Source organism: Streptomyces sp. NPDC002088 (genome assembly GCF_040296605.1).
GTDB lineage: Bacteria > Actinomycetota > Actinomycetes > Streptomycetales > Streptomycetaceae > Streptomyces.
In genome coordinates this window covers 370,420-384,615 of record NZ_JBEOXO010000007.1, presented here as the reverse complement: position 1 = coordinate 384,615, position 14,196 = coordinate 370,420, and the positions used below count along the sequence as shown (strand labels likewise).

General features: G+C 71.8%; 13 protein-coding genes. 3 read left to right on the top strand and 10 right to left on the bottom strand.

Going from position 1 to position 14,196, the window contains the following annotated elements:
- Positions 1-18: 18 nt before the first annotated feature.
- Genes ABT114_RS18240 through ABT114_RS18230 form a run of 3 tightly spaced genes read left to right on the top strand, consistent with a single transcriptional unit; the run spans position 19 to position 1,693 of the window.
- Positions 19-528, top strand: coding sequence for a carboxymuconolactone decarboxylase family protein (locus ABT114_RS18240; protein WP_351143631.1), 510 nt, complete (start codon positions 19-21; stop codon positions 526-528).
- Positions 525-974, top strand: a complete 450-nt coding sequence (locus tag ABT114_RS18235) for a carboxymuconolactone decarboxylase family protein (protein ID WP_351143629.1) — start codon at positions 525-527, stop codon at positions 972-974. Before ABT114_RS18240 ends, ABT114_RS18235 begins: the two co-directional genes overlap by 4 nt.
- Positions 971-1,693 carry an isocitrate lyase/PEP mutase family protein gene (locus ABT114_RS18230; protein ID WP_351143627.1) on the top strand — a complete coding sequence of 241 codons (723 nt, stop codon included), beginning with the start codon at positions 971-973 and terminating at the stop codon, positions 1,691-1,693. Before ABT114_RS18235 ends, ABT114_RS18230 begins: the two co-directional genes overlap by 4 nt.
- Positions 1,694-1,696: 3 nt before the next feature.
- Here the strand turns inward: ABT114_RS18230 and ABT114_RS18225 are convergent, their stop codons facing one another.
- The 10 genes from ABT114_RS18225 to ABT114_RS18180 all read right to left on the bottom strand — a co-directional run bounded on the left by ABT114_RS18225 (position 1,697) and on the right by ABT114_RS18180 (position 14,169).
- Positions 1,697-2,653, bottom strand: a complete 957-nt coding sequence (locus ABT114_RS18225; RefSeq protein WP_351143625.1) for an ABC transporter substrate-binding protein — start codon at positions 2,651-2,653, stop codon at positions 1,697-1,699.
- Position 2,654: 1 nt separating this feature from the next.
- Complete coding sequence (locus ABT114_RS18220; protein WP_351143623.1) at positions 2,655-4,598, bottom strand: ABC transporter permease; 1,944 nt, start codon at positions 4,596-4,598, stop codon at positions 2,655-2,657.
- Positions 4,598-5,677, bottom strand: coding sequence for a quaternary amine ABC transporter ATP-binding protein (locus tag ABT114_RS18215; RefSeq protein ID WP_351143622.1), 1,080 nt, complete (start codon positions 5,675-5,677; stop codon positions 4,598-4,600). Before ABT114_RS18215 ends, ABT114_RS18220 begins: the two co-directional genes overlap by 1 nt.
- Entirely contained in the window at positions 5,677-7,224 is a 1,548-nt protein-coding gene (locus tag ABT114_RS18210; RefSeq protein WP_351143620.1) for a GMC family oxidoreductase, read from the bottom strand. The genes ABT114_RS18215 and ABT114_RS18210 overlap by 1 nt, the downstream gene beginning before the upstream one ends.
- A gap of 46 nt (positions 7,225-7,270) precedes the next feature.
- Positions 7,271-8,797, bottom strand: coding sequence for an aldehyde dehydrogenase family protein (locus tag ABT114_RS18205; protein WP_351143618.1), 1,527 nt, complete (start codon positions 8,795-8,797; stop codon positions 7,271-7,273).
- Between the two features lie 232 nt (positions 8,798-9,029).
- A complete protein-coding gene (locus tag ABT114_RS18200) occupies positions 9,030-10,067 on the bottom strand; it encodes a serine/threonine kinase C-terminal domain-containing protein (protein ID WP_351143616.1) in 1,038 nt (345 codons plus the stop codon).
- A gap of 151 nt (positions 10,068-10,218) precedes the next feature.
- On the bottom strand, positions 10,219-11,208 hold the full coding sequence (locus ABT114_RS18195) for a malate dehydrogenase (protein WP_351143614.1): 990 nt from the start codon (positions 11,206-11,208) through the stop codon (positions 10,219-10,221).
- Between the two features lie 370 nt (positions 11,209-11,578).
- Positions 11,579-12,817, bottom strand: coding sequence for a helix-turn-helix domain-containing protein (locus ABT114_RS18190; RefSeq protein ID WP_351143612.1), 1,239 nt, complete (start codon positions 12,815-12,817; stop codon positions 11,579-11,581).
- 314 nt (positions 12,818-13,131) lie between these two features.
- Positions 13,132-13,476, bottom strand: coding sequence for a hypothetical protein (locus ABT114_RS18185; RefSeq protein ID WP_502988338.1), 345 nt, complete (start codon positions 13,474-13,476; stop codon positions 13,132-13,134).
- Positions 13,477-13,629: 153 nt separating this feature from the next.
- Positions 13,630-14,169 (bottom strand): DUF3017 domain-containing protein, encoded by a 540-nt coding sequence (locus ABT114_RS18180; protein WP_502988339.1) that lies wholly within the window; start codon positions 14,167-14,169, stop codon positions 13,630-13,632.
- Between the last annotated feature and the right edge of the window lie 27 nt (positions 14,170-14,196).

Below are 14,196 nucleotides of genomic sequence, written 5' to 3'. Positions count from 1 at the left end.
GCTCCTAGTGTCGATGGCATGACGACGCACGACGACATCACGACGACCGACGGGTACGCCCCCGAACAGCCGCCCCGGATGTCCTGGGCCAAGCACGCCCCCGAGGTCTACCGGACGATGGTCCGCCTCGACGCGGCCGCCAAGCAGGGCCTCGACCCCGGGCTGGTGGAGCTGGTGCGGCTGCGCGCCTCCTCGCTCAACCACTGCGCGTTCTGCCTCGACATGCACACGAAGGACGCGCTCGCGGCCGGCGAGAGCGTCCACCGCATCGTGCAGCTGAGCGCGTGGGAGGAGTCGAAGCACTTCTACACGGAGAAGGAGCTCGCGGCGATCGAGCTGACCGAGGCGGTCACGGTCCTGACCGACGGGTTCGTGCCGGACGAGGTGTACGAGAAGGCCGCCAAGCACTTCGAGGAGGCGGAGCTCGCCCAGCTCATCGCCACGATCGCGGTGATCAACGCGTGGAACCGGTTCGGCGTGACCACGCGTGCGGTGCCGGGTCACTACAAGGCGGGCGACTTCAAGTGACGGAACGTACGTCGCTCCTCGACCGCGAGGTCGGCAAGGCCATGTCCACGCTCAGCGCGGCCGCGAAGAAGGGCCTCGGCGACCCCGGTCTCGCCGAACTGGTCGTGATCCGGGCCTCGCAGCTCAACCACTGCGCCTTCTGCCTCGACATGCACCTCGCCATCGCCCGCAAGCACGGGGTGAGCGAGAAGCAGCTCGATCTGCTGAGCGCCTGGGAGGAGGCCGGGGACGACATCTACGACGACCGGGAGCGGGCGGCGCTCGCGCTGACGGAGGCGGTGACGGTCCTGACCGACGGGTTCGTGCCCGACGGGGTGTACGAGGAGGCCGCCAGGCATTTCGACGACGGCCGGCTCGCTCACCTCATCGGCCTGATCGTCGCCATCAACAACTGGAACCGGGTGATGGTCAGCCGCCGTGTCCCGCCCGGGGGTTACCAGCCGTGAGCAAGGCCGAGATCTTCCGCGCGCTGCACCGCCGGCCGTCCCCGGGCGACCCCCTCGTCCTGCCCGGCCCCTGGGACGCGGCGAGCGCCCGGGTCTTCGCCGAGGCCGGTTTCCCGGCGCTGGCCACGCCCAGCGCCGGGGTCGCGGCCTCGCTGGGGTACGCGGACGGGGCGACCCCGGCCGACGAGATGTTCGCGGCGGTGGCGCGGATCGTGCGGGCCGTGGACGTGCCGGTGTCGGCGGACCTGGAAGGGGGGTACGGGCTCACGCCGAAGGAGCTGGTGGAGCGCGTGCTGGAGACGGGGGCCGTGGGATGCAACCTTGAGGACTCCGTCGGCGGTGTCCTCAAGGACCCGCGGGAACACGCCGACTGGCTGGCCGAGGTGCGGTCGGCCGCCGCCGGCCGGCTCTTCGTCAACGCGCGCATCGACACCTTCGTCCGCAGGGTCGCCGATCCCGAACGGGCCATCGAGCGGGCCGCGCTGTACATCGCCGCGGGCGCCGACTGCGTGTATCCGATCGCCGCCCCGGTGACAGTACTGCCGCTGCTGCGGGCCGGGATCCAGGGGCCGGTGAACATGCTGGCCCGGCTCGACGGCAGTGGCCCCTCGCCCACCGAGCTCGGTGAACTCGAGGCCACCCGCGTCACGTTCGGCCCGGGTCTCCAGCGGCGCGCGGAGCAGTCGCTGCGGGAGATCGCGGCCGGGCTGGGTCACTGACCCTCAGGACAGCCACGCCTTCCACGTCGAGGGGTGGCTGTCCACCCACTTCTTCGCCGCCTCGTCGGAGCTCAGCTTCTGGTCGGCGATCATCAGGGAGACCTCGTTCTGGTCCTCGGTCGTCCACTTGAACTTCTTCAGGAAGGCGGCCGCTTTGCCCCCGCTCTTCGCGAAGTCCGCGTTGAGGTACTTCTGCAGCGGGGTGTGCGGATAGGCGCAGGCGACCTTCGCGGCGTCCGTGTCGCAGCCCTCCTTGTACGCCGGCAGCTTCACCTCTGTCATCGGGACCTTCTTGAAGAGCCACTGCGGCGCGTACCAGTAGGTGAGGAAGGGCTTCTTCTCCTTCGCGAACTGCTTGATCTGGGTGATCTGCGCGGCCTCCGAACCGGCGAACACCACCTGGTAGTCCAGCTTCAGGTTGTTCACCAGCGCCTTGTCGTTGGTGACGTAGGAGGGCGAGCCGTCCATCAGCTGACCCTTGCCGCCGCTCTCGGCGGTGCGCAGCTGCGAGGCGTACTTGTTGAGGTTCTTCCAGTCGGTGACGTCGGGGTGCTGCTTGGCGAAGTACGTGGGGACGTACCAGCCGATGTGCCCGGTGACGCCGAGGCCGCCGCCGGAGGCGATCGTCTTCTTGTCGTCGACGTACCGCTTCTCCTGGTCTGGGTGGCCCCAGTCCTCCAGGATCGCGTCGACCCGGCCCTGGCTGAGGGCGTCCCAGGCGGGGACCTCGTCGACCTGGACGGTGTCGACGCGGTAGCCGAGCTTGTTTTCCAGGATGTACTGGGCCACGGACACGTTGGCCTGTGCGCCCACCCAGGACTGCACGGACAGGGTCACGGTCTTCGCGCCCTGGGCGCCCGCGAAGGGCGAGGCCTGCTTGGTCATGTCGGCGGCGCCGCAGCCGGTCAGCAGCAGGAGTGCCGCCGCGCCGGCCACCGCGGATGTCGTACGAAGTCGCATGTCACGCTCCCTTCTTCGGGCGTCGCTCGGTCGGCTGGGTCACCCGGTCGAGCATCAGGCCGAGGCAGACGATCGCGGCGCCGGCCACCAGGCCGGTCGCGAGGTCGCCCTGCGCGAGGCCGAAGACGGCGTCGTAGCCGAGCGCGCCGCCGCCGACCAGGCCGCCGATGATGACGACGGCGAGGACCAGGACCACGCCCTGGTTGACGGCGAGCAGCAACGACCGCCGGGCGAGCGGGAGCTGGACCTGCCACAACTGCTGGCCGCTGGTCGCGCCGAGCGAGCGGGCCGCCTCCATGGCGGCCGGGTCGACCTGGCGCAGGCCCTGGGTGGTGATGCGGACGACGGCCGGGAGCGCGTACACGATCGCGGCGGCCACCGCCGGCGCGCGGCCTACGCCGAAGAGGGCCACAACCGGGATCAGGTACACGAACTGCGGCATCGTCTGGAAGACGTCCAGGACCGGGCGCAGCGCTCGTTCGAAGCGGTCGCTGCGGGCGGCCGCGATGCCTGTCGCGAAACCGAGGACGAGGGTGACGGCGACGGCCGCGAGGACCTGCGACAGCGTGTCCAGGGACGGTTCCCACACGCCGAGCACGCCGATCGCGGCCATGGCGAGGACGGCGGTGAGCGCGGTGCGCCAGGTGCCGATCAGCCAGGCGAGGGCCGCGACGACGAGCAGCACCGACCACCAGGGCAGCCACTGGAGGCCGTCGCGGAGCGGATCCAGCACCCAGGTGGTGAAGTGGCCCGCCCAGTCGGCGGTGCCGCCCACGTACGGGACGCCCGAGTACAGGTGGGCGGTCATCCAGTCGACGGCGCGGTTGACCGGCTCGGCGATGTGCACCGTCCAGACGCCGGGCCAGTCGAGGCGGCCCACCATGCGGCCGATGAGGGCCACGGCGACGATGGCGGCGAGGGCGTACGCCCACGGCCCTCGCCGGGGTTGCGCGCTGCCGAGGTTCTCCCCCGCGGCGCCCGTCACCCGGTCCAGGACGACGGCGAGCAGCACGATCGGGATTCCGGCGGCGAGTGCCGCGCCCACGTCGACCGAGGCCAGCGCCTGGTAGACGCGGTCACCGAGGCCGCCCGCGCCGATCACCGACGCGATGACGGCCATGGACAGCGCCATCATGATCGTCTGGTTGAGGCCGAGGAGGAGTTCCCTGCGGGCGAGCGGGATCCGGGCGGTCAGCAGGCGCTGGCGGCCGGTGGCACCCAGCGACTCCACGGCCTCCAGGACCCCCTGGTCGGCGCCGCGCAGGCCGAGCGAGGTGAGGCGGGCCATGGGCGGGGCGGCGTAGACGACGGTGGCCAGTACGGCGGCCGGGACACCGATGCCGAAGACGAGCACGACGGGGAGCAGGTACGCGAAGGCGGGCATCACCTGCATGGTGTCGAGGACCGGGCGCAGCGCCCGGTCCATGCGGTCGGACAGACCCGCGGCGAGACCGAGCAGGGCGCCCACGACGACGGACGCGAGGACCGCGGCCACCATGAGGGCGAGCGTCTGCATGGTCGGCACCCACATGCCGAGCAGCCCGCAGACGAGGAACGCGGCAGCCGTGCCGAGCGCGAGGCGTACGCCGGCGACCCGCCAGGCGACGAGCGCGCCGAAGGCCGTCACGCCCGCCCAGCCGGCGCCGAGGAGCAGCAGGTACACGGCGCGTACGGAGAGGACGACCGCGTTGCTGACGTAGCCGAAGAAGTAGAGGAACAGGGGGTGGCTGTCGCGGTTGTCGATGATCCAGTCGCTGGCCCTGGACAGCGGCCCGGACAGGTCGACGGTGAGCGCGTGCGGCCAGCTGCCGTCGGCCCAGCGGGCGCCCGAGAGGGGGACGAGGACGGCCGCGGCGAGCGCGAGGAGCAGGAGCTTGGCCACGGCACGGTGTCTGAGGATGCCCGGCAGGGCCGTGCGCGGGGCGGGAGCAGTGACCGTCGCCATCACGCCGCCTCCTTCTGGGGCTCCTTGTGCGGCTCCGTTCCGGCGACCACGCCGAGCAACCGCTCGTGGTCGACGACCCCCAGGCAGTGGCCGTCCCGCACCACGCAGGCCGCCCTGCCGCTGTCGGCAACGGTCCTGATCGCGTCGGCGACGACGGTGTCGGGGGCGAGGGCGCCGGGGTGGTCCTGGCCTCCGCAGTCGCCGGTGCGCATGGCCGTACGCACGGTCATGACCTGCTCGCGCGGGACGTCCCGGACGAACTCGCGTACGTAGTCGTCGGCCGGGGAGCCGACGATCTCCTCCGGGGTGCCCAGCTGCACGATCCGGCCGTCGCGCATGAGGGCGATGCGGTCGCCGAGTTTGAGGGCCTCGTTCAGGTCGTGGGTGATGAAGACCATCGTGCGGCCCTCCTCGCGGTGCAGCCGGATCACCTCCTCCTGCATGTCGCGCCGGATCAGCGGGTCGAGCGCGCTGAACGGCTCGTCGAAGAGGAGGACTTCGGGGTCGGCGGCGAGCGCGCGGGCCAGGCCGACGCGCTGCTGCTGGCCGCCCGACAGCTGGCCGGGCCGCCGCTGCTCCATGCCCTCCAGGCCGACCTTGGTGACGACCTCGGCGGCCCGCGCCCGGCGCTCTCCCCGCGACACACCCTGGATCTCCAGGCCGTACGCCACGTTGTCGAGGACCGTGCGATGCGGGAGCAGGCCGAAGTGCTGGAAGACCATCGCGGCCCGGTGGCGGCGCAGTTCGCGCAGTCGCGCCTTGTCCATGGCGCGGACGTCCTCGCCGTCGATGGCGATGGTGCCCGCGGTCGGTTCGATCAGCCGGGTGAGACAGCGCACCAGCGTGGACTTGCCGGAGCCGGACAGGCCCATGACGACGAACACCTCGCCCTTGCGCACATCGAAGCCCACGTCACGGACGGCGGCCGTGCAGCCGGTGCGGGTGCGCAGTTCGGCGGGGTCGAGGGCGGTGAGCTCGGGGTCGGCGGGGACCTGTTCGGGCTTCGGGCCGAACACCTTCCACAGGCCCTGGACGGAGAAGACGGGAGTGCCGCTCGTCACGACGGGAGTACCGCTCATCACGCACCACCTCCGATCAGGTCCACGGCCCTCTCCCCGACCATCAGCACCCCGATCATCGGGTTCACGGCGGGCATGGTCGGGAAGACGGACGCGTCGGCGATGCGGATGCCGTCCAGGCCGCGGATGCGCAGCTCGGGGTCGACGACCGCCTGTGCGTCGTCGGCGGCGCCCATGCGGCAGGTGCCCGCCGGGTGGTACACGGTGTGCGCGACCTTGCGGGCGTACTCGCTCAGCTCGGCGTCACCCAGCACCTCGGGTCCTGGGCACACCTCGCGCTTGAGCCAGCCGGCCAGCGGCTCGGTCTTCGCGATCTCGCGGGCGATGCGGATCCCGTCGACGAGGGTGCGGCCGTCGTAGTCGTCCTCGTCGGTGAAGTAGCGGAAGTCGAGGGCGGGCTTGACGGATGGATCCGCGCTGGTGAGGTAGAGCCGGCCGCGGCTCTTCGGCTTGGGGATGTTCGGGGTCATGGAGACGCCGAACTCCGGGCGCTCGTAGCCCAGTCGCTCCGGATTGTCCGTGAACGGGATCTGGTAGAAGTGGAACATCAGGTCCGGGCCCGCGTGGTCGGGGTCGCGGCGCACGAACAGGCCGGCGTCGGAGTCCATCGCGGAGTTCTCCGGGATGGGCCCGTGGGTCTCCCAGACGATCACGGACTCGGGGTGGTCGAGCAGGTTCTCGCCGACGCCGGGCAGGTCGTGCGCGACGGGGATGCCGAGGGCTTCGAGGTCCTGGCGCGGGCCGATGCCGGAGTGCAGCAGCAGCCGGGGCGAGTCGACGGCGCCCGCGCACAGCAGGACCTCGCGCCGGGCCCGTACGAGGGTCTCCTCGCCGTCCTTGTCGCGCACGTGCACGCCCTCGGCGCGGGTGCCGTTCAGCTCCAGCCGGTACGCCCAGGTCTCCAGCAGGATCGTCAGGTTCGGCCGCTCGTCCATCACCGGGTGCAGGTACGCCACCGACGCGCTGGAGCGCTTGTTGTTCTCGGGGTGATAGGCCAGGTCGAAGAAGCCGGCGCCGTCCTTGAACGGCTTCTTGTTGAAGCCCTCGACGCGGGGGACGCCGAGCGCCTGCTGTGCCGCGTCGACGAAGTCGCGGGCGATGGCGTTCCGGTCCTTCTCGTCGACCGGGACGATGTTGTTGAGGAGGCGGGCGTAGTACGCCTCCATCGGCACCGCGCCCCAGCCCTTGGCGCCGGCCGCCTCCCACTCGTCCCAGTCGGACGGCAGCGGCTTGAAGGCGATGAGGGTGTTGTGGGAGGAGCAGCCGCCGAGGACACGGGCCCGGCTGTGCCGGATGTGCGAGTTGCCGCGGGGCTGTTCGGTGGTCGGGTAGTCGTAGTCCAGCTCGCCGCCGAGCAGGCCCATCCAGCGGCGCAGGGTGAGGACGTCCTCGCGGCCGACATCGCTGGGGCCGCCCTCGATGACGGCGACGGTGACATCCGGGTTCTCGGTGAGACGGGCGGCGATGACGGATCCGGCGGTGCCGCCGCCTATGACGACGTAGTCGTATTCGTGGGTGTTCTCGGGCGTGGGCGGGTTCTCGGGCATGGGGGGTGCTCCAGAGTGTGGGGGGCTTGGGCGAGTCGGGGGGAACTCAGCCGGTGAACCAGCGCACCGGGCGCGGTGCGAGGTTCTGGTAGACGTGCTTGGTCTCGCGGTACTCGGCGAGTCCGGCGGGGCCGAGCTCGCGGCCCACTCCGCTCTTGCCGAAGCCGCCCCACTCCGCCTGCGGGAGGTAGGGGTGGAAGTCGTTGATCCAGACGGTGCCGTGGCGCAGCCGGCCCGCGACCCGGCGGGCGCGTCCGGCATCGGCGGTCCAGACGGCGCTGGCGAGGCCGTACTCGGTGTCGTTGGCGAGGGCGATCGCCTCGTCCTCGGTGCGGAAGGTCTCGACGGTGAGGACCGGCCCGAAGACCTCCTCCCGTACGACCCTCATCTCGCGGTGGCACTGGTCGAGGACCGTCGGCTCGTAGAAGTAGCCGGTGGCCGGCCTGGTCTCGCCGGGTTCCGGTCGCCTGCCGCCGGTGCGCAGCACCGCGCCCTCGGCGAGCGCGGAGTCGACGTACGCCTCGACCTTGGCGCGCTGTTGCTCGGAGACGAGCGGGCCGCACTCGACGCCGGCCTCGGTGCCGCGGCCGAGGCGGATCCGGCTTGCCCTGCGGGCGAGTTCGGCGACGAAGCGCTCACGGACGGTCTCCTCCACGATGAGGCGGGCGCCGGCCGAGCAGACCTGGCCGCTGTGGATGAAGGCGGCGTTGAGGGCCTGGTCGACGGCGGTGTCGAAGGCCTCGTCGGTGGCGCAGGCGTCGGCGAAGACGACGTTGGGGTTCTTGCCGCCGAGTTCGAGGGCGACCTTCTTCACGGTCGGGGCGGCGGCCCGGGCGACCTTCGTGCCGCTGATGAGACCGCCGGTGAAGGAGACGAGGTCGACGTCGGGGTGTTCGGCGAGACGGGCGCCGACCGAATGGCCGGGCCCGGTGACGAGGTTGGCGACACCTGCGGGCAGCCCGGCCTCGGTGAGCAGATCGATGAGGGCGACGGTGGTGAGCGGGGTGATCTCACTCGGCTTGATCACGAAGGTGTTGCCGGCCGCGAGGGCGGGGGCGACCTTCCAACTGGCCTGGAGAAGGGGGTAGTTCCAGGGCGTGATCAGCGCGCACACGCCGACGGGTTCGTGTACGACGACGCTGTGGATGTCGGGCGAGCCCGCGTCGACGACGCGGCCGGGGGCCTCCGCGGCGACGAGGTCGGCGAAGTACCGGAAGGCGTCGGCGACACAGTCGATGTCGACCCGGCCCTCCTCCAGGGTCTTGCCCGCGTCCCGGCTCTCCAGGAGCCCGAGCGCCTCGCGGTCGCGCACGAGGAGACCGGCGACGCGGCGCAGCAGCGCGGCGCGCTCGGCGACGGGGGTGCGGGGCCACTCCCCCTGGCCGCCGCCGAAGGCGGCGCGGGCGGCCGCCACGGCCAGGTCGGTGTCCTTCTCGTCGCCCTCGGCGACCACGGCGAAGGGCCGGGCGTCCGCGGGGTCGAGGATCTCGCGCGTGGCGCCGGAGACGGCTTCAAGCCATTCCCCTCCCGCGTGGATGGTCCTGCGCGCCTGGAGTTCCGTTCTGTCGACCATGATCGGTGTTGCCTTCCGTTCCTGTTCAGCGCCCCTGTGTGACATGGATGCCACTCACCGGGACCATGAGCGCATGCCCTCGGCCTCCGGTCGCATGCGCAATGAGTGGCCGAAAGTGCGCCGAGTCACTGACTATTCGGACAAACGGGGGCGAAAGGCGGGGCGGAAGGCGGGGCGGAAGGCGGGGCGGAAGGTGGGGCGCGCCATGCGAGCGACGGTGTCCCGCCGGGACCTACCCGCACTCCCTGCCCGGCGGGCAGAAGGAGGCCACTGCCGTGGTGAGCGGTTCGCGGACCAGGGCGCGGGCCAGGTCCTCGGGGCCGCTGACGCGGATCGCGTAGAGGGTGCCGTCGGCCGCCCGGAAGCGGTGGTCGATCACCTGGCGGGGGCCGTTGTCCGCGTCGTCGTAACGGTAGGTCAGCTCGGACCAGGTGGTGTCGGACCTGCGGACGAGGGCCCGGTAGCCGGGCTGGCGTGCGAAGCCGTAGCCGGGGTCGTTCTCGGCGAGGTCCAGGGACTCGGCCGGGGTGCGCTCGGCGAGCGCGAAGATCTGGAGTTGGCGGCCGTCGTCCGGGGAGTCGTAGTAGACGACCGGGGCCTTCTCACCCTGCTTCTGTCTGCGGGTCCAGCCCTCGGGAACGGCGATGGTGTAGCCGATCGGGTCGCGGGCCGTGCGGTAGCCCGGGGCGGCCGACGCGGACGGGGAGACGGGCGCCGACGCCGACGGGGTGACAGCCGGGGGCGACGAGGTCACGCTGACGCTCGCGTGCGGGGTGGTTCCGGTCGCGCTGGAGTGGTCACGCGCGAGGTACCAGACCCCGGCTCCGGTGCCCGCGCCGAGGACGACGGTGGCGGTGAGGACGAGCAGCAGACGGGCGGCCCCGTGAGAACGAGCGGGGGCGGGCGCGGGTGCGTACATGGGCGCGGGCGCCCAGGGCGGCGGGAGTGCTCCGCCGGTCCTGGTCGGCGGCGGGGCCCACGGCGGCGGGAGTGCTCCGCCGATCTCGGTCGGCGACGGGGCCCACGGCGACTGAGACGTTCCGCCGCCCCTTGTCGGCGGCGGGGCCCACGGCGGCGGAGGTGCTCCGCCGGCCCCCGTCGGCGGCGGGGCCCACGGCGGTGGGAGCGTCCCGCCGGTCTGTGTCTCCGCCGAGGCCCACGGCGGGGTGGAGCCCTCCTCGGCGGCCCAGGTCGCGCGGCCGCTCTCCTCGCTCGGCTCGTGCTCCGACCCCGAGTCGGAGCTGTGGCCGTCCCATCCGAATCCGCCCATCGCGAACCCCCCGAATGCCCTGCCGGGTACCGCTTCCGACGGTAGCGGCGAAAACGGCCACAGGCCCCGTTCCGGTCGGAACCGGAACGGGGCCTGTGCAGGGCCGTGACAGAACCGCGAAGGCTCAGCAGGCTCAGAAGGCTCGGAAGACTCAGATGAGACCGAGGCCTCGGACCGCGTCGCGCTCCTCCTCGAGCTCCTTGACGGAGGCGTCGATGCGGGCGCGGGAGAACTCGTTGATGTCCAGGCCCTGGACGATCTCGTACTTGCCGTCCTTGGTGGTGACCGGGAAGGAGGAGATCAGGCCCTCCGGGACGCCGTAGGAGCCGTCCGACGGGATGCCCATGGAGGTCCAGTCGCCCTCGGCGGTGCCGTTGACCCACGTGTACACGTGGTCGATGGCGGCGTTGGCGGCGGAGGCCGCGGAGGACGCGCCACGGGCCTCGATGATCGCCGCGCCGCGCTTGGCGACGGTCGGGATGAAGTCCTCGGCCAGCCACTTCTCGTCGTTCACGGTCTCGGCGGCGTTCTTGCCGGCGACCGTGGCGTGGAAGATGTCGGGGTACTGGGTGGCGGAGTGGTTGCCCCAGATGGTCAGGCGCTTGATGTCGGCGACCGTCGAGCCCGTCTTCTTCGCGAGCTGGGTCAGCGCGCGGTTGTGGTCCAGACGGGTCATCGCGGTGAAGCGCTCGGCCGGTACGTCCGGGGCGGCGGCCTGCGCGATGAGCGCGTTGGTGTTGGCCGGGTTGCCGACGACGAGGACCTTGATGTCGTCCGCGGCGTTGTCGTTGATGGCCTTGCCCTGCGGCTTGAAGATGCCGCCGTTGGCGGAGAGCAGGTCACCGCGCTCCATGCCCTTGGTGCGCGGGCGGGCGCCCACGAGGAGGGCGACGTTGGCGCCGTCGAAGGCGACGTTCGGGTCGTCCGAGATGTCGATGCCCTGCAGGAGCGGGAATGCGCAGTCGTCCAGCTCCATGGCCGTGCCCTCGGCGGCCTTCAGCGCGGGCGTGATCTCCAGGAGACGCAGCTTGACCGGCACGTCCGCGCCGAGCAGCTGGCCGGAGGCGATGCGGAAGAGGAGGGCGTAACCGATCTGGCCGGCCGCGCCGGTGACGGTGACGTTCACGGGAGTGCGGGTCATGGCGTTCTCCGTATGACAGCTGGCGGTGGGGCGTCCCTGCCCCGGGGGTTCGGGATCCCCGCCGCCGACTCGTGACCGGCGCCGGCCACGATGATCGATCACCGAATGATCGATCTCTTGGCGTCAAGAGAGATCCAGCGATCAGGCTATCGCGCATCCGAGATCCCGGATGCGCGGGCCCGTGTGGCCCGCCCCACAGAGTGACGCCGACGGGGCAAAAGGAGGCGGCCGCCGGTCCGGGAGAGGGGGACACAGGCGGCCGCCGTGGGGGTACCGGATTGCCGGACTCCCGTGGGGGTAACGTGCGCCTGCCCCGGATGTCGGCGGCCATGCCTGCCTCACGCCAATTTGTTTCGACGCCTGCCAGCGCCTACTGGGTGCACCCCTTCCGCCCGGACGCCAGCGTCGCGCACGCCGTCGCCTCGCCCGCGTCCTTCACGGCCACCATCGGCGTGTACGCGATGGTGTCCCCGGCCGTCGTGATGTTCCCGGACTGCTTGGCCGTACCGACGCTCACCTGGACCGCATCCCCCTGTGCGGCCTGCGTGATGCGCCCCCACGCCGCCCCGCAGGTCTCGCTGTAGCGGACCTCGACGACGGTCGTGCCGACGGTGGCGGTCTTGGCGGTGGTCACCAGGTCGCCGCTGCAGCCCATGCTCTCCGCGTCCTTGCCGGTGCAGCCGGCGCCGCCGCACTTCACCCCGGCGGGCAGATCGAGGGCGGTGCTGGCGGACGACGAGGGCGAGCCGGTCGCCCCCTCGCTCTTCTTGTCGCCGCCGTTGGCGAAGAAGAACACCGCGGACACGACGGCGAGGGCACCGACGGCACCCGCGAGGAACATCGTCGCCCGCCGCTTTCCGCGCGAGGAGCCGGAGCCGTCCGCCGACGCACCGGCACCCGGCCCGGCACCCTGTGGCGGTTCGCCGTAGGGACTCGCAGTCGGCGTCGGAACCGGATCCGGACCCGGCGTTCCCGGCGCGGATGCCGGCGACGAACCCGTGTACCCCGCCAGCCCCCACGAGTTGCCGCCCGAGGAGCCGGAACCGGGCCCAGAAGCGGACCTGGATTCGGACTTGGATCCGGAACCCGTGGCGGAACCGGATCCGCTCCGTGAGGAGGCGTCCCGCTCCCGGGCGTCGGCGTCGGGTGCCGTCGGCTGCGGCGGCACCGTCGGGGCGACGCCCGCGGGCCCCGCGATCCCGGGGACCACCGTGGCGCTGCCGCTCTTACGGGCAGCCTTGCCCGGCTTGGTGTTCGCGGGCGGCGCACCGAACTCCCCCAGCGCGGCGCGCGCCTGGGAGATGCGGATCGCCTCCATGGTCATGTCGTGGCGCATCTCCGAACGGCTCCAGGCGCGTTCGGCGAGCTCCCACATCGTGGTCAGATGGATCGGATTGGTGCCGGTGACCTCGGCCAGGGCGACGATCGCGCCCTTGGGCGCGAGGAGCCGGCCGTTGAGGTAACGCTCCCAGGACGTCTTGCTGTAGCCCGTGCGGTCGGCCACCGCCGCGATGCTCAAACCGCTGCGGTCCACCAGTCGGCGCAGCTGACTGGAGAACTCCCGCACCTGCGGATCGAGTTCATCCGGTAAGGCCCTCCAACGAGGCATTGAACCCCCCTCTTCCCCCCGGTACGTGCCGGTCGTTCCCCGTGCGTGACGCCCTGCCCCCAAGTCCCCGTTCTGGCTACCCACAGAGATGCGCCCAGTAAGGCCCTCAGTTCCCGGGGTGGGGGCGCACGGGAGCATTCGGGCCCGTGGGCATGCACCATTGCACGCCTGGCTGACCTCGGGACGTCCCGGACCGTCCCGATTGGACACGTTAGCCGCGCTGTACAGCCGATTCGGGATACTTCCCGAACTTGTCAATTCATCGACACAACGGGGACACACCCGTGACCTCGCCCGCCCCAGGGGCGTTCAAGTCACCCAGCCACCACGGCACCGACGACGGCGGTGAGCAGCAGAACGAGCAGCAGCAGGACGGCGTACAGCAGCAGGCGTCCGGGCGGCCGGGACGGCGGTTCCTCCTCCGGACGCTCCCACCACGGAACGGTCGGGTCGTCCTCGTACGCCTCGCCGCCCGCCCCCTGCGCGGGCTCCGCCGCCGGGCGGGGCCAGGCCTCGACCGCCAGTTCCCAGCGCACACCGAAGCGTTCGGCGTCCGGACCGTCCAGTCCCGCGACGCGGCAGAGCGCGGTCACGGCGTGCCGCGGCGGGGGCTGTACGGCGTTGAGATAGCGGGACGGCGCATCGGTTCCCGGACGCACCCTCGTACCGGAACGGTCACTTCCGTGCCACAGCGCACAGACAGCCGTTGAACAGCACGTTCATGGCGGGGGAGGGTGGTTCCCGTACGGCGGTCCGTCCTTCATCGGGGGTGAGGACGGACCGCCGTACGGGAAACGAGGCCTCGGGGCCGCTCAGCTGCTGACGGTGAAGTGCAGCGCGCCCTTCAGGAACGGGATCACCAGCCAGGGGTTCGGCTGTGCCATCAGCGCCAGCAGCACGATGGCGAGGCCCAGCACGCCGTAGGTGGTGATGTCCGTGAAGCGGGAGCGCACCGCGAGCATGCCGACGCCGGGCAGTATCCAGCGCATGACGGCTCCGCCGAGCAGGGCGACGCCGATCAGTATCGTCCCGACCCGGAACAGGTCCAGCGCCGTCAGCAGCAGGCCGAGCGCGACCACGATCAGCACAGCGAGGATCGGCCACTGTCTGGCGGGCGCCGGGGCGTCGCCGGCGGCGGCCCGGCCGCCGCCCTCGGGGCGCGCGGTGTCCTTGGTGAACAGCGGGAACCGGCGCGTGGTGCGCCTCGGCGTCCCCTCGGCGTCGGGCGCGCTGACCGGATCGCGGACGGTGAGTTCCTCGTCGCCGTGCGCATCGCCGTGCGCGTCGCCGTGCGCCTCACCCTGCTGGTCGCCCCGCTTGTCGCCCCGCACGTCATCCTCCGCGGTGTCCAGCGCGGACTCCCGCGGGGTGCCCTCCGC